Here is a 14,996-nt window from a genome sequence, read left to right as displayed (position 1 = left end):
GAGGACATGAAGGAGAGGGTCGGCACCGATAGGTGCCGACCCTCTCCATTTGGGACTTTCACCAACGGTACCAGCGGCCCCTCCGGCCGCCCGCTGTCGTGGGCCGGACGAAGAAGCCCAACAGCCACACGACGAGCACGATCACGGCGATCCACCACAGTGCCTTGAGCGTGAAGCCGGCGCCGAAGAGAAGCAGGGCGAGAAGCAGAACGAGCAGCAGGGGAACCATAACTATCAACCTCCGCCCGCCCGGGTTCCCCGGCAACCAGCCCCAAATCCTGGCAAGCCATGGCCCATTGCTACATCCGCGCTGAGCCGCTGCGACATCCGACCTGTTGGCGCCCGCGCCTCCGCCACCGGAGGGAATATCGCTGGCGTCCTGCGCGAGTGCAGCGCCGGGCTCGGCTCACCGCAGCTACCCTCCGTCGGGACTCGCGAAGACCGCCGTACCGGGAGGCCATCAGATGCCGAGGCGATGGCGGGCACGGTGGGGCGTGACGTCGGGAACCGTGGCCGTCCTCGTACTGGCGAGCGCCTGCGGCAGCGTGGACGAGCGGCGCTCAGCGGCTCAGGCGGCGGCGCTCCGATTCGAGACGGCACTGCGAGAGCGGGACGTGTTCGCCCTGTGTGACGCCCTGGCTCCGGGGACACGCGAGGAAGTCGCGCAGGTGGCCAAGGCCGCCTGCCACTAGGGCGTACTCGACGAGGAGATCCCTTCAGCCGCAGACCGCCGCGACATCCGCAGCGTCGACGTGCACGGCCGGCAGGCACGCGTGGTCCTCTCGAGCGACACGCTGTTCCTCTCCCTGTTCTCCTCGGGCTGGAAGGTCGTCGCGGCGGGCTGCGCTCCTCGGCCGCAGCAGCCCTACCGCTGCACGCTGAAAAGCGGGTGAGGGGCGGATGAGAGTGATGTTCGCCCTCTGCCTACTGGTGATCGCCGCCGGCCTCGCCTACTGCATCACGCTGGGGGTGCTGCACCGATGACTGCCTCCCTCCGCCGCTTCCTCAGGGAGAACAGCCTGGGCCTCGCTTTCGGGACGGCGTTCCTGCTCGCTGTCGTCGGCCAGGCGTTCGCCGGACAGGCCGACTTCAACAACCGTCTCGTGGCGGAGAATCTCCAGCCCATCGGCATCGGCTCCTACATGGCGTCCTCCGATTTTGCCGTCGACGTGATGGAGAACTGGCAGTCGGAATACCTCCAGTTCTTTCTCTACGTCTTCCTGACCGTGTGGCTGATCCAGCGTGGCTCTCCGGAGTCGAAGCATCCAAAGATGATCGGCATGGAATCCGACAAGGCGCAGCGAGTCGGTGCCCATGCACGCGAGGACTCTCCCCGGTGGGCGGCTGTCGGTGGCATCCGCCAGAGGGTGTACGGGAGTTCGCTGGGACTGGTCATGGGAACGATCTTTTTGTTCTCATGGCTCGCCCAATCCATCACGGGCGTAGCCGCCTACAACGAGGAGCAGTTGCGGCAGCTCCAGGATCCCATCAGCTGGCCCGACTACCTCTTCTCGGCGGACTTCTGGGACCGTACGCTACAGAACTGGCAATCCGAATTTCTGGCCATCGCATCCATGGCTATTCTGTCGATCTACCTCCGCCAGCGTGGATCCCCCGAATCCAAACCCGTGGGCGCCGCACACACCACGACCGGCATCGAAGGATGACTGTAGAAGCCCCGGCGCGCCGGCCGTGACGGCGCGCGTCAGGGCTCCGCTCCCGGCTCGAATCGGTCCCAGGGCGACGGCACGTTCTCGTTCACCGAGCTGATGAGCGCATGCAGGTCGATCCGGACCAGGTCGACATCAGCGATCCGCAGCGTGACGTCCCCGGCGACCACGATCCCGCCTGCGAGCAGCCGGTCCAGCAGATCGATCAGCGCGATCTGCCGTTGCGCGAGCGGCTCTACGGCGGCGCTCACCGGGCCTCCAAGGTTCCCGCGGCGACGCCGGTGAAGGAGTACGGCGCCCACGGCCCGGTCAGCTCGATCCGCAGTCCGACGGCTTAGTCGGCCAGTTGGCCGACCAGGGCCGCGAACGCGTCGACCTCCGCCCGCGGCACCAGATACGCGCCGTTGAGGATGTTCTGTCCGGGCGCACCCGACAGTCGAGCGTCCTGTGGTCGATGCAGCCTGGTGTGCTCGGCGATCGCGCCGAGCGCCGTGTGCACCTCGCGCGCACTCCTCCGCGTGCCGCCAGGCGTTCTCCCGGGCCTGCCGGTCATACCGCCGCCGTCGCAGGTAGTCACGGCCGGACGAGGGGCGTCCGCGGCCCTCCGCGGCTGCGGAGACGTCTGCCGCCCCCGGGGCCGGGCTCAGGTCCGCGTACATCTTGACGCCCCATTCGTCCCGGCCGTCCAGTACCGCCAAGCGGCCTCGAAACGGTCCCGGTCGGCGACCAGCATTCTTCGGACGCCGTCCTCGCCCCGGTACACCATGGCCATCCGCAGTGGCAGCGCGCACCTGACGGTCGCGACCGCGTCGACGCGACTGGTGTCCTCGGTTGATCCAGCTGCGCTGATCAACTTTGCCCACCCCTGCCGGGACGAGTGGGGGGCGGACGCCAGGACCTGGCCACTGCACGGGCCTGATCAGCTGGACGGCACACCTCGGCGCCGGTGCCGTGCGCCCCGCTGAAGCGCGGTCACGCCGTGGGCCGGGTCCGGAACAGCTTGGGTCGGTCCCGGTGGCGCACGGTGCTCCGGGGCGGCGGCCCATCCTCACGGCCGGGGCGGCAGATGTGCAGCTGGAGCCGACGGAGCAGGGTGGCGAGCTGGGCGCGTTCGGTCGTGGTCAAAGGGGACAGGAGGTCGTCGTCGAGGGCCGACAGTTCGGCGCTGATGTCGGCCAGCGCCGCCCTGCCCTCCGGGGTGAGCGTGACCTCGATACGGCGTCGGTCGGCGGGGTCCCGGGCGCAGTCGACCTGACCGGCTCGCAGCAGGTCGTCCACCACCTTGACCACATCACTCTGGTTGATGTCGAGCCGGGATGCGAGTTCCCCCTTGGAGTGCGGGCCCACATCGTGCAGCGCTGCCAGGATCATCACGTGCCACAGGCGCAGGCCGCGATCGGTCAACCTCCGCGCGACTCGAGCACGCGCCGCCTGCCCCGTCCTTGACAGCATGTAGGTGCTGAGGGCCAACACGCTGATCGGTGCATTGCTCATGGTCGGTGAGCTCTGCCCTTCTTCTCGGTTGCTTTCCGTGGATCGCTTCCCCGCCGTTCTCCTTGTCGAGTCGTGCCGCCCCTACCTGCGCGCAGGCGATCCGATGGTTAGGTAAGGCTAGTCTAAGTACGCTCCGGAGTGGAGGACTTCTGCATGAGGAGGCTGCCCGTGCTCGATACCAGGCTCACGAACGCCGAGTTCGTCACCATGGACCCGGACCACCCCATCGCTCACGACGTAGGGATCTGGCGTGGTCGAATCGTGGGCCTCGACGAGTCCGTGACCGGACTTCCCGCGCGCCGGGTCGTGGACCTCCAGGGCGCGACCGTGCTGCCCGGGTTCATCGACAGCCATGTCCACCTGGCCTGGGCGGGTTTGAAGGCGACCACCCCCAGCGTGGCCCCATGCGTACGGGCCGAGGACGTGCTCGGCATCGTGGCCGAGGCCGTCGCACGCAGACCGGAGGGCGCCTGGGTGGACGTCGCCGGCTACGACCAGCGAGCGCTGGGGCGCCATCTGACCGCCACCGAACTGGACAAGGTCAGTGCCGGCCGCAAGGTGTTCATGATGCACGACTCAGGACACGCCTGTGTGGTTAACAGCGCTGTACTGGACCTGCTTCCCGCTCATGTCCCGCACCAGGACGGCTTCCTCGCCGAGAGCGCGATGACCGCCGCACGCCGGCTCCGTCTGCCGTACTCCCAGGAGGAGCTCGTGGACGCGATCGCCCGTGCCGCAGGCGCCTGCCTGGCGGAAGGGGTGACGGCCTGTGCCGAAGCGGGCATCGGCGGCGGGCTGCTGGGCCACAGCCCGGTGGAGCTGGCGGCCTATCAGCTCGCCCGGGAACGGGGGCGGTTGCCTTTGAGGGTGCAGCTCATGGTGGCCGCAGACACGCTGCACCCGGTCGGCTCGCACGGCGACGACGGCCTGCCCCGGGCCCTCGACCTGGGGCTGCGCACCGGATTCGGCGACGACTGGCTCTCCGTGGGCGCCCTCAAGGTCTACACCGACGGGGGCATGATGGCCCGCACCGCCGCGTTGAGCAGCCCGTACCAGGGGCTGGACCACGACGGTCAGCTCCAAGCGGACCCGCAACTCCTCACGGAGACCATCGTCGACGGCCATCTCGCCGGCTGGCAGCTCGCCGTCCACGCCATCGGCGACCGCGCCGTCGACCTCGCTCTGGACGCCCTGGAACGGGCCCAGCGGATCCGGCCGCGCCCGGATGCCCGGCACCGCATCGAGCACGCGGGCCTGGTCCGGCCCGATCAACTGCACCGGTTCGCACACCTCGGTGCGATCGCCGTGATCCAGCCGAACTTTCTGCGCTACTTCGGCGACGACTACGCCTCGATCATGGGTGAGGCCAGGGCCCCGTGGCTGTACCGGGGCAAGGGATTCCTGGACAACGGCATCACGCTGGTGGGCAGCTCCGACCGGCCGGTCACGCACGGGGCACCGCTGCGGGCGATCCAGTTCATGGTGGAGCGGACCTCGGAATCAGGCCGGGTGATCGGCCCGGAGGAGGGCATCACGGTCGACGACGCCTTGCGCTCGTACACCACCGGTGGAGCCTTCGCCTGCCACTGGGACGACAGGGCGGGCAGCCTCGTCCCGGGCAAGCGGGCCGATCTGGTGGTGCTGGCCGACGATCCACGGCACGTCAGCACCTCGCGCATCGGCGACATCGATGTGGTCGCGACCTTCGTCGACGGCCGGGAGTGCGAAGGGAGCGGACTCTGAGCACGCCGGCGCGTGCCGGCATCGAGTGCTACGCAGGCTGCCCGCGCGCTGAAGCGAGAGCCGGCGGCCGACGTCAGGCGGGCGGGTCCGCCTCCAGTCTGCGCAGCCGCTCGGCGTCGCACGTCCGCGGGCAGGTCAGACACGCATCGGCGGAGTGGAGCGTGTAGTAGAGGCAGCAGCCGAGCCGGGTACGGGTCGGGTACTGCTGTCCGTCACGGCCGGTCAGCCGCCGGAAGTCGGCTCTGCCGGGGAACGGTGGGACGTTCTTCGGAAGCAGTTCGGTGGCGGCCCGTATCGCGTGCTGCTCCTGATCGAGCATGCGGCCGAGGTACCAGATCCCGGAGATGAGGTCGTCCCCGGCCATGCCCCACAAGGCGCGGGGGCCCCGCCGCAGGTGAGGGCCCATCGCGGTGAGGAGCGGGCGTACGTGGTCGGCGACCGCGGCCCGGAGCTCGGTGCGCAGCGCCTCCTCGTCGACGAGCACGCGGACGCCGGGAACCCGGCTCGCCGCCGGATCGTTCGGCAGACAGGCGAAACCGGACCCGGGGACGAGCTGGAACGCGCCCGTCGCCAGGTCCAGCCGTACGTCCTGCGGACGGATCCGCGGGACGCGCCGTTCCAGGTACCAGACGCCGCTCATCAGCAGACTGACGGACCAGAGGTAGGCGTGCAGCGCGCGGGACGCGGCGACGTCCCTGCGGGCAGGGTGCCCGTGACGGTCCCGGATGCGGGCGGCCTCCGCGTCGACGAAGGCGTCGAGCGCCTCCGCGCTCTGTGCCAACTCGGCCCCGTCGACCCATCCTTCGCCCGCCGCAGACTCATCGGCGGTCGCCGACCCCCGGTCTGCGACGCGCACATCGAGCGCGTCGCACGAGGCGGTGAGACGCCGGTAGATGTCGGTGAGGAGGCTGGAGGCGCTCAGGCCGGGGCCTACCGCCGGGAACCCCGGGGCCGTGGTCATCGGCACGTCTCCCAACACGGGACGGAGGAACGGACAGGAGGTGAAAAGGTTAGCCTCACCTTACCTGTATCATCGAGCCCGGGTCGACGATCAAGGGCTCCGCATGTCGGGGCGACAGGTGGCGAGTTGAGAACGTAGGACGACAATCTGGATGCAACGTGGATGTCACCACCGCCTCGACTCGGAAGGGGTCTTCCGCCCATGCGGATCTACCTGCTCGCTCTCAACCCCACCGACTCGGTCACCCAAGGCTTTCTCCCGGCCGCCTCCCGGCTCGGCCTCGACGTCACCCTCCTGACCGACCAGCCCGAGGCTCATCGCCGCAGCCACCCGGACACCGAGATCCTCGAGTGCGACGTACGCGACTTCCGCGCGGTCATCACCCGAATCTCGACCCACCACGCCCCCGACGCCGTGTTCAGCAACAGCGACCACCTGCAGACCCAGACCGCCCTGGCCGCCGACTACTTCGGTCTCCCCGCCAAGAGCTGGCAGGCCGCGCTGCGGGTCAAGGACAAGGCACAGATGCGCCGTCACCTCGCCGCCACCGGCGCGGACACGGTGTGGTCGACGGAGCTCGCCGCCGGGCAGGATCCGGCTGATCTCGCCGGCCTCGAGGTGCCGTACCCCTGCGTAGTCAAGCCCCGGGAGGGCGTGGCGAGTGAGGACGTGGTGCTGGTCGACGGACCCCAGGACCTCGTACTGTGCTGCAAGGAGATCCAGGCGCGGCGGCCGCAGGCGGCCCTGGTCGTCGAGGAGTACCTCACGGGCGAGCTCTACACCCTGGAGACCCTCGGCGACCGCCGAACCCGGCACGTCCTGGGAGGCTTCCACACCCGGGTGTCCCCGCCTCCGTACTTCATCGAGGAAGCGCTCACCTTCGTCCCGGACCACCCCGAGGAGATCGTCGCGCAGGTACTCGCCCAGCTCGACGCGCTCGGGGTCCGCTTCGGCGCCTGCCACACCGAGTTCGTCGTCCACCAGGGCCGCGCCCGCATCATCGAGGTCAACTACCGTGCCGTCGGCGATCAGTGCGATCTGCTGCTGGCTCAGCTGCTGGACATCCCGCTCTTCGAGCACATCCTCCGGACACACCTGGGCGACCCGCTGCCCGTACGCCTGGGCATGCGCACCGACCGCGCGGCCCGGCTCGACTACCCGTGTGCGGACAGTGCCGGGACGCTGACCGCCGCCCCGGCTGCCGCCGAACTCGTGGTGGGCGCCGTGCGGTTGACGTACCGGCCGCTGCGCGAGGTGGGGGAGCGGCACGAGCTGTACCACACCAACCGCGACTTCCTCGGCGTGCTCCGGGCCACCGGCACCGACCAGCAGGCGGTGGACCGGGCTGCGGCCGGCTTCCTTGCCGCACAGCGCTGGGAGATCGCCTCGTGACGGCGACGACGACCAGCACCGCCCCCGACACCGCCGAGAGGGACCTGCTGTTACGGGTGCTCAGCGCGCTCCTGCGGGAGGACGTCGTCGGGCTGCGCACGCGCAGTACGGCTGTGGAGCGGCCCGACGGCCGGTGGCTGCGGCTGGCGACCGGTGACGGGGACGCACTACTGCTCCCCGTGGGCGAGGACGGGTTCCAGTGCGAGCACGCCGCGCGTCTGCCACTGCTGCGCCGGGAGGCCGACGGCAGTGAACCGGGCGGCAGTGAACTGGGCGATCTGGACAGCGTGCTCGGTGCGCTGAGCGCCCTTGCCGACCCCGCCGACCGGGGCGGCTTCGACGCCTTCGCCGACGAGTGCCGCCAGACGCTCGCGACCATGCGGCTGCACTCCGCCGTACGTGACGCGGTCGCCGACCGGCTCACCACCCGTTACGGCGCCGACCCCGCCGACTGGACCGGGCTCGCCGCCGGGCTCGCCCACGACACCCTCGCCGCCCACCTCGACCACCCCGTCTACCCCACCGCTCGGGGGCGCGCCGGCCTCGACGAGGAGCAACTGCACGCGTACGCACCCGAGTTCCACCCGCGCTTTGCGCTGGGCTGGATCGCTCTGCCGCAGCGGGCGCTCACCGTGACAGGGTGCCTCCCAGCGCTGCCCGACTGCTGGCCCACACCCGCCGTCATCGGCCTGCCCGAGCTGAGCGGCAGTCACTTCGCCTTCCCCGTACACCCCCTGACCTGTGGCGATCCGCTGAACGACGCCCTGCGCGACGCCGGTCTCATGGGCGATGCGGTGGTCGCCGAGCGGCCGTACCTGGAGGCCGTTCCCACCCTGTCGATGCGGACCGTGGCGCTCGCCGCGGACCCCACGCTCCACCTCAAACTGCCGCTCGCCACCGCCACCCTCGGCCTGCGCAACCGTCGGACCATCAAGCCCGGCACGCTCGTCGACGGCGCGGCGGGCCAGCGCCTGCTCGAGGCCGTGATCGCCCGGGAGCCGCGCTTCGCGGGGGTGGTCCTGCAGGCGGACGAGACCACGTACGCCCACGCCGGGCACGAGCTCCTCGCCGTCCTCTGCCGACGCTACCCCGCGGGACTCGACACCGCCGTCGTCGTGCCCATGGCCGCGCTGCTGAGCGAGGCTCCCGGCGGCCGACTGCTGATCGACCACCTCGCCGACCGCTTCTACGGCGGCGACCCGGTCGCCCTGCTCGACGCCTGCCTGACCCTGCTGTTCGACTGGCAGACCACGCTCTTCGGGTACGGCATCGCGCTGGAGTCCCACCAGCAGAACATCTCCCTGGTGCTGGACGAGCACGCGGGCCGCGCCCGGCTGCGGCTGCTGCTCAAGGACAACGACGGGCCGCGCATCAACACCCGGCGCATGCGCGAGACTCTCGGCGACGACGCCCCCCGCCCGTCCGACTTCGCGGACGCCCGGATCTTCAGCGAGGACGACTCGGCGGTCACCGACCTGTTCACCACCATCACCGTCCACTTGTGCGCGGGGGCGTACGCCTTCGGGCTGGCCCGGCACGGCCGGGCCCCGGTGGAGCAGCTGCTGCGGGTGCTACGCGACCGGCTCGCCGAGGCCGTGGAGCGGCTCGGCACGCGCCCGGGCGAGCCCGGAGCGACGTTGCGCGCGCACGTCCTGGACGCTCACAGGCTGCCCGTCAAGGCGATGGTGACCGCAGGCACCCTGCTCACCAAGGAGCGCTCCGGCGCGGCCGACATCAACAAGCACTACACCGACGGCCCCAACTACCTGCTGCGCCCCGACTGTTCGCTGCGGGGAGCGTGACCCGATGACCATCGCCTTCAGCGTGCCCGGGTCCCGCTCCGAGGCCCCGAGCACCGCCCCCCTCCATAGGTCCGCTCCAACCGAGCTGCCCACCGCCGATGAGGCCGTGGCGCACACCCTGCTCAACTGCCTGCTGCGCGAGGTGTCGGGGCCTGAGCACGAGACCGCCGTCACGGACGGCCACCTGCTGCTGCGGCTGCCGCGCCGCGGAGTCCTGCTCCGGGTCGCGCTGCGCCGTACGTCCCTGCTCGGCGCGCACCGGTTCACCGGGCCGGTGGCCGAGCAGCGCGGCGGCCACTGGGCCGAGATCGACTGGCGCCGCCTCGCCGAGTACACCCGTGCCGAGCTGTCGCTCCGCACGGGGGTGGGCAACGACGAGTTCCTGCAGCAGATCGCCTCCAGCCACCAGGGGGTCTCCGCCGCCCTCGCCACCTCCCGCACCGCACCGGGCATCGGTGACGGTCCCATCGCCACCTACCTGGCCTCCGAGCAGTCCCTGCTCCTCGGGCACCGGTTCCATCCGACCCCCAAGGCCCGTACCGGCGACCCGGCGTCCTGGTCGTCGTACGCACCCGAGTCGGGGGCCTCCTTCCCGCTGCGTCACCTCGCCGTGCGGGCACATCTGATCGCCGAGGAGACCGTTGTCCCCGGCGCCACCGAGGCGCTGGACCGGCTCTGCCCCGACGTACCCGAGGGCTACCGGCTGCTGCCTGCGCATCCCTGGCAGTACGAGCTGCTGCACGAGCACCCGGCCCTCCGGCGAGCCCTCGATCGGGGTGAGGTCCTCGACCTGGGCCTCGGCGCGTCGCCGTTCGCCGCCACAGCCTCGGTCCGCACCCTCTACAACGGCGACACCTTCCTGAAGTTCAGCCTGAACGTCCGGATCACCAACTGCCTGCGGAAAAACGCGAGTTACGAGCTGTCGGGAGCGGTCGCCCTGTCCCGCCTCCTGGAGCCCGTGCTCGAGGACCTGGCCGCGCGGTTCCCCGGCAGCGCCGTGCTCCGCGAGCCCGCCTACCGCAGCCTGGTGCTCCCCGGGCCCGACGGCCGCCCCGACCTCGCGCTCCTCGAAGGCTTCGGAGTCATCGTCCGTGAGGGCCTGACGAACCGTCTGCCGCCGGGCATCACTCCGCTGCTCGCGGCCGCCGTCGCCGACGAGTACCCGACCGGCCCCGCCCACATCTCCCGCCTCCTGGACGGGGCGGGCCCGCGAACCGCCCTCGACTGGTGGGCGGCCTACCTCACCCTGCTCCTCCCGCCCGTCCTCGCCGCCTACTGTGACCACGGACTGGTGCTGGAGCCGCATCTGCAGAACGTCCTGGTCTGCGTCGACGACGACGGCATGCCCGCTCAGGTCCTCTTCCGCGACCTGGAGGGCACCAAGCTCGTCCCGGAGCACCACGCCGACACCCTCGCCTCGCTGCCGCCCGAGGTCGTGGGGCCGATGACCTACGACGCGCAGCGCGGCTGGGATCGGGTGGTCTACTGCCTACTGGTCAACCACGTCGCCGAGCTGCTCGCCGCCCTTGCCGACCTCCACCCGCAGATCGAGGCCGCCCTGTGGGCGCAGGTCCGCGCCACGATCCAGAACTACGCCGACGAGCACGGCTGTCCGCCCCGGCTCGGCGCCCTGCTGGCCGGCGCACCGCTGCCCGCCAAGGCCAATCTGCTCACCCGCTGGGAACGGAGGGCCGATCGCGAGGCCGGCTATGTGCGCCTGCCCTCACCGTTTCCGCTCGCCGAGCACGTGCTGACCCGAGCCTCCCGCACCGACGACCCTCCCCCTGGGGGCACCTCCCATGCCGTTAGGCCTAGGGGGACTACCTCCCCCAGCTACCGCTGGGAGGTGCCCCCAGGGGGTACCCCAAGGAGCGCCGCCCGATGACCCTCCCCACTGCCCTGGTCACCGCCCCGGTGCGCGACCGTGCCCTGTCCCTCACCTCCGCGGAGCTGCCCGCCTACCTCTACGACCTCTCGGCGCTGCGCGACCACGCCGCCTTCGTACGATCGGTGCTGCCGGAGCGGGGCGAGCTGTACTACGCCGCCAAGGCCAACCCGGAGCCGGAGATTCTTGCCACGCTGGGCCCGTACGTGGACGGCTACGAGGTCTCCTCGGGCGGCGAACTCGACCACGTCAGCAAAGCCATGCTGGGCCGACCGCTGGCCTTCGGCGGACCGGGCAAGACCCCCGCGGAGATCATGGCCGCCCTGGAGCAGGGTGTGGAGCGCTTCCACGTGGAGAGCGCCCACGAACTCCACATGCTGGCCGACCTGTCCGCCCGCATTGCCCCGGAGGCACCCATCGCGGTCCTCCTCCGTTTCAACCTTCCCCTGTCCGCGGACTCCCTGGAGGGCAGCTCCCTCGCCATGGGCGGACGCCCGGCCCCCTTCGGTCTCGACCCCGCCCAGGCGGACGACGTCGTCCGGCTCCTCACCGACGGCAGGTACCCGCACCTGCGGCTGCGCGGCATCCACGCCCACCTGGCCAGCGGCCTGCAGGCCCCCGAACTGCTCGGGGTCGCCGAGTCGATCGTGACCTGGTCACGCGGACTGGCGGAGCGTCACGGGATCCATCTCGCCGAGGTGAACGTCGGCGGCGGCATGGGTGTCGACTACGCCGAACCGGAGGCCCGCTTCGACTGGGCGTCGTACGGCGCGGGCCTGGCCCGCCTCAGCGACGCCCACCCCGACCTGGTGCTCCGCATCGAACCCGGCCGTGCCCTCACCGCGTACTGCGGCTGGTACGCCACTGAGGTGCTGGACGTGAAGCGCAGCCATGGCGAGGAGTTCGCGGTGGTGCGGGGCGGCACTCACCATCTCCGTACCCCGGCGACCAAGGGTCACGATCAGCCCTGCGCGGTGCTGCCGGTGGGGCAGCCCTGGCCGCATCCGTGGCCGCGCGCGGTGGCGCATCAGGACCGGGTGACCTTCACCGGTCAGCTGTGCACCCCGAAGGACGTCCTGTCCCGCGGGGTCCCGGCGGCGGGGCTGCGCGCCGGAGATCGCGTGGTGTTCGCCCTCGCGGGCGCGTACGCGTGGAACATCTCCCACCACGACTTCCTCATGCATCCTCGGCCGGGCTTCCACTTCCTGGGGACCTCGGCGCCGCGGTGAACGGGCCGCCCTCCGGGCGGCGATCATTCGGAGGGCGGCTGGGCTGCTTGGGGGTACCCCCAGCCCTGCGGCATGGGGAACCCCAGGGGGAGTGCCCCCAGGGGGACGGTCGACGACGGGATCAGTGGCGAGCGTCAGTGGTAGGCGTGGACGACGGCGTGGCCCTTACCGCGGCCGATCATCCACCGGTTGATCGGCAGGGTGACCAGGTACGCGACGGCAAGGGAGAACGCCAGCGCCGCCCAGAAGAGGATCTTCGACACGCCTGCGTCCATCGCGCCGGGCACGCCCACCATGACGGCGTTGTCCACGATCTCCATCACCGTGATGGACACGGTGTCGGCGGCCAGTGCCACCTTCAGCGCCTGCCGGAACGGCACCCCCGCATGCAGCACGCCGCGCATGGTCAGCGCGTAGCCGAAGAAGAACGCCAGGGCGACGGCGAGGGCGACGGTGGTGATGTCGGCCAGGCCGACCGCGGTGCCGATGACCATGCCCAGCACTTCGCCGATGGCGCAGCCGGTGAGGCAGTGGAGGGTCGCCTGTGAAGCGGTGCGCCAGCTCGTCTCCGCAGCCGGGCCTCCGTGGGGGGCGTGCCCGGCGTGGGTGTGGGCGATGTCGGTGTCGTGGTGGCTGTGTTCCATGATCTGCGTTCCCCTTGTCCGGTGGGGCTGGGTGCTCTGCCGTACCACGCGGTCAACCTTATACCCCCTAGGGGTATTCCGGCATCCGTGGTGATGGTCGGCGACGGGTTGCCGCAGGGCGAGGCCCGACGTGGCCGACCTCCGGTGACCAGGGTGTTCGGCAGCCGCCCCGGTGCGCGGGGGCGCGTCAGCCGTCACGAGCTGTCGCCCGGCTCGCTCGGCCCCTCGCCCGGGTACTCCCCGTACTCCTCACGCCAGCGGCGATAGCGTTCGTTCTGCCAGGCCACGGCCCGTTCGATCTGCAGCGGGTTCAACCCCGTCGCTTCCAGTAGCCGATCTTGGTCGAGGCCTTCAGGGTGCTGTTCGAGCGCACGCAGGATCTTGCCCGCCCAGAGTTCCTCGTTCACAAAGGGCCTGCGCCGGTACTGCTCCCGCAGCTCCTCGAGATGGTCCGGGGAGCAGGCGGTCAGGAACCGCTTTCCGTCGAGCGTCGGGTCCTGGGCGTGGATGACGGACGAATCCGGTACGAGGTCATAGACCTCCGATCCGTTGGCGATGGTCACACCGCACAGGTCGCACAGTTCGGGCAGCTCTTCCGCATTCGGCTCGTCGCCGTCGTCCACACCGGAGTTCTACCCGAACACTCCCAGGGACTCCGACCCGGCTCGCCGCCTCGAGGTCAACGGTTGCCTTTGGCCTCCGGGGAGGCGCACCCGCGATGTCACGGCGGGCGGCCGAGGAGCCAGACTCCGGCCGTACTTGCGTACGCATTCCGGTGCCGGGAGTCCGGCGTCGACGTAGGTGGCGCATAGCGCAGATCCCGGTCCTTCGTTCTGTGAAGTGCCATGAATTCCCCGCTCGTTAACTTGGTGACGCGACTGATCGTTTCTGCGCGATTTTCACGCACCGCATCGTCGGAAGGAGTTCTCTTTGGGGAGTATTACGGTCCTCGTGCGGTGGCTCTACTGTCCACGTGACCAGTCGGCGGCGCTCAACAACGTCATCGTTCGCCCTTCTTGACGAAGGAGTAGATGTGGAACGCCGTACCCTGCTTCGTGCCGCCGTCGTCGGCGCCGGCGCGGCAGCCTTCTCCGGTTCCCTGTGGCGGCAGGCCGCCGCTTACCCCGCTCTCCCCGGTCCCAGCCCGTATGGGGACCTGCAGGCCGCTGACGCCAACGGCATCATGCTCCCGGCAGGCTTCACCAGCCGGTTGATCGCCCGCTCCGGGCAGAAAGTGGCCGGCACCAACTACACCTGGCACGGCGCCCCCGACGGCGGCGAGTGCTTCGCCGACGGCTCGGGCTGGATCTACGTCTCCAACGCCGAGCTCAGCAGCGGTGCCGGCGGTGTCGGCGCGATCAAGTTCGACAGCAACGCTCAGATCACCGGCGCGTACCGGATCCTGTCCGGCACCAACCGCAACTGCGCCGGCGGCTCCACCCCGTGGAACACCTGGCTGTCCTGCGAAGAGGTCCCTACCGGCTTCGTCTACGAGACCGACCCGTGGGGCGTGAACGCCGCCGTCCAGCGGCCCGCGATGGGCCGGTTCAACCACGAGGCCGCCGCCTCCGACCCGGTCCGCAAGGTCATCTACCTGACCGAGGACGCCTCCGACGGCTGCTTCTACCGGTTCGTGCCCACCACCTGGGGCAACCTGTCCTCCGGCACCCTGCAGGTGCTCAAGGAGGTCTCCGGCGTGCTGTCCTGGGCCAACGTGCCCGACCCGGACGGCAGCCCCACCCCCACCCGCGACCAGGTCTCGGGCGCCAAGCTGTTCAACGGCGGTGAGGGCTGCTGGTACCGCAACGACATCTGCTACTTCACCACCAAGGGCGACAACCGCGTCTGGGCCTACCACGCCGCCAACAACACGATCGCGATCGTCTACGACGACAACGTCTCCGGCGCCCCGCTCACCGGCGTGGACAACATCACCGCGTCTGCCGCCGTCGGCGACCTCTACGTCGCCGAGGACGGCGGCAACATGGAGATCTGCATCATCACCCCGGACGACATCATCGCCCCGTTCCTGCGGGTCCTCAACCAGTCCTCCTCCGAGATCACCGGTCCGGCGTTCAACCCTGCGGGCAACCGGCTGTACTTCTCCTCGCAGGACTTCGGCACCTACGAGGTGACCGGCCCGTTCCGCACCTCCCTCTGATCCCTGAAGCACCCC

The 14,996-nt window shown here is 70.4% G+C and carries 14 protein-coding genes and 1 pseudogene; 8 read left to right on the top strand and 7 right to left on the bottom strand.

Features of this window, described 5'->3' with window-relative positions:
* Positions 1-58 precede the first annotated feature (58 nt).
* Positions 59-229: a DUF5670 family protein gene (locus ACTWQI_RS03280; protein ID WP_443267236.1), complete on the bottom strand. Its 171-nt coding sequence runs from the start codon at positions 227-229 to the stop codon at positions 59-61.
* Positions 230-494: 265 nt separating this feature from the next.
* Here ACTWQI_RS03280 and ACTWQI_RS03275 point away from each other — a divergent pair, with 265 nt between their 5' ends.
* On the top strand, positions 495-692 hold the full coding sequence (locus ACTWQI_RS03275) for a hypothetical protein (RefSeq protein WP_443267234.1): 198 nt from the start codon (positions 495-497) through the stop codon (positions 690-692).
* 288 nt (positions 693-980) lie between these two features.
* The gene (locus tag ACTWQI_RS03270) at positions 981-1,667 is read left to right on the top strand and encodes a DUF6766 family protein (protein ID WP_443267232.1); all 687 of its coding nucleotides are present in this window, start codon (positions 981-983) and stop codon (positions 1,665-1,667) included.
* A 38-nt stretch (positions 1,668-1,705) separates the two neighbouring features.
* Here ACTWQI_RS03270 and ACTWQI_RS03265 read toward each other — a convergent pair whose 3' ends face one another.
* From ACTWQI_RS03265 to ACTWQI_RS03255, 3 genes and pseudogenes are all read right to left on the bottom strand, one after another.
* Positions 1,706-1,921, bottom strand: coding sequence for a gas vesicle protein (locus tag ACTWQI_RS03265; RefSeq protein WP_443267230.1), 216 nt, complete (start codon positions 1,919-1,921; stop codon positions 1,706-1,708).
* An 83-nt stretch (positions 1,922-2,004) separates the two neighbouring features.
* Positions 2,005-2,329: pseudogene (locus ACTWQI_RS03260) on the bottom strand (GvpL/GvpF family gas vesicle protein).
* Positions 2,330-2,642: 313 nt separating this feature from the next.
* The gene (locus tag ACTWQI_RS03255; RefSeq protein WP_443267229.1) at positions 2,643-3,074 is read right to left on the bottom strand and encodes a MarR family winged helix-turn-helix transcriptional regulator; all 432 of its coding nucleotides are present in this window, start codon (positions 3,072-3,074) and stop codon (positions 2,643-2,645) included.
* A gap of 258 nt (positions 3,075-3,332) precedes the next feature.
* On the opposite strand from ACTWQI_RS03255, the gene ACTWQI_RS03250 reads away from it, so the two are divergent.
* On the top strand, positions 3,333-4,907 hold the full coding sequence (locus ACTWQI_RS03250; protein WP_443267227.1) for an amidohydrolase: 1,575 nt from the start codon (positions 3,333-3,335) through the stop codon (positions 4,905-4,907).
* 73 nt (positions 4,908-4,980) lie between these two features.
* Here ACTWQI_RS03250 and ACTWQI_RS03245 read toward each other — a convergent pair whose 3' ends face one another.
* Positions 4,981-5,868 (bottom strand): iron-sulfur protein, encoded by an 888-nt coding sequence (locus ACTWQI_RS03245; protein WP_443267225.1) that lies wholly within the window; start codon positions 5,866-5,868, stop codon positions 4,981-4,983.
* Positions 5,869-6,069: 201 nt separating this feature from the next.
* Here ACTWQI_RS03245 and ACTWQI_RS03240 point away from each other — a divergent pair, with 201 nt between their 5' ends.
* Genes ACTWQI_RS03240 through ACTWQI_RS03225 form a run of 4 tightly spaced genes read left to right on the top strand, consistent with a single transcriptional unit; the run spans position 6,070 to position 12,176 of the window.
* Complete coding sequence (locus ACTWQI_RS03240) at positions 6,070-7,260, top strand: ATP-grasp domain-containing protein (protein ID WP_443267223.1); 1,191 nt, start codon at positions 6,070-6,072, stop codon at positions 7,258-7,260.
* On the top strand, positions 7,257-9,062 hold the full coding sequence (locus ACTWQI_RS03235) for an IucA/IucC family protein (protein WP_443267222.1): 1,806 nt from the start codon (positions 7,257-7,259) through the stop codon (positions 9,060-9,062). The genes ACTWQI_RS03240 and ACTWQI_RS03235 overlap by 4 nt, the downstream gene beginning before the upstream one ends.
* Before the next feature lie 4 nt (positions 9,063-9,066).
* The gene (locus tag ACTWQI_RS03230) at positions 9,067-10,947 is read left to right on the top strand and encodes an IucA/IucC family protein (protein ID WP_443267220.1); all 1,881 of its coding nucleotides are present in this window, start codon (positions 9,067-9,069) and stop codon (positions 10,945-10,947) included.
* Positions 10,944-12,176, top strand: coding sequence for a type III PLP-dependent enzyme (locus tag ACTWQI_RS03225; protein ID WP_443267219.1), 1,233 nt, complete (start codon positions 10,944-10,946; stop codon positions 12,174-12,176). Before ACTWQI_RS03230 ends, ACTWQI_RS03225 begins: the two co-directional genes overlap by 4 nt.
* Before the next feature lie 134 nt (positions 12,177-12,310).
* Here the strand turns inward: ACTWQI_RS03225 and ACTWQI_RS03220 are convergent, their stop codons facing one another.
* Together ACTWQI_RS03220 and ACTWQI_RS03215 are read right to left on the bottom strand one after the other, a co-directional pair.
* A complete protein-coding gene (locus ACTWQI_RS03220) occupies positions 12,311-12,820 on the bottom strand; it encodes a DUF4396 domain-containing protein (RefSeq protein WP_443267218.1) in 510 nt (169 codons plus the stop codon).
* Between the two features lie 194 nt (positions 12,821-13,014).
* Entirely contained in the window at positions 13,015-13,443 is a 429-nt protein-coding gene (locus ACTWQI_RS03215; protein WP_443267217.1) for a hypothetical protein, read from the bottom strand.
* 410 nt (positions 13,444-13,853) lie between these two features.
* Between ACTWQI_RS03215 and ACTWQI_RS03210 the strand changes: the two genes are divergently transcribed.
* Positions 13,854-14,981 carry an alkaline phosphatase PhoX gene (locus ACTWQI_RS03210; RefSeq protein WP_443267215.1) on the top strand — a complete coding sequence of 376 codons (1,128 nt, stop codon included), beginning with the start codon at positions 13,854-13,856 and terminating at the stop codon, positions 14,979-14,981.
* The last annotated feature ends 15 nt before the right edge of the window (positions 14,982-14,996 follow it).

Source organism: Streptomyces sp. KR80, assembly GCF_052245555.1.
Taxonomy (GTDB): Bacteria; Actinomycetota; Actinomycetes; order Streptomycetales; family Streptomycetaceae; genus Streptomyces.
The sequence above is the reverse complement of the archived record's forward strand: the minus strand, read 5'-3'. Positions and strand labels throughout refer to the sequence as shown.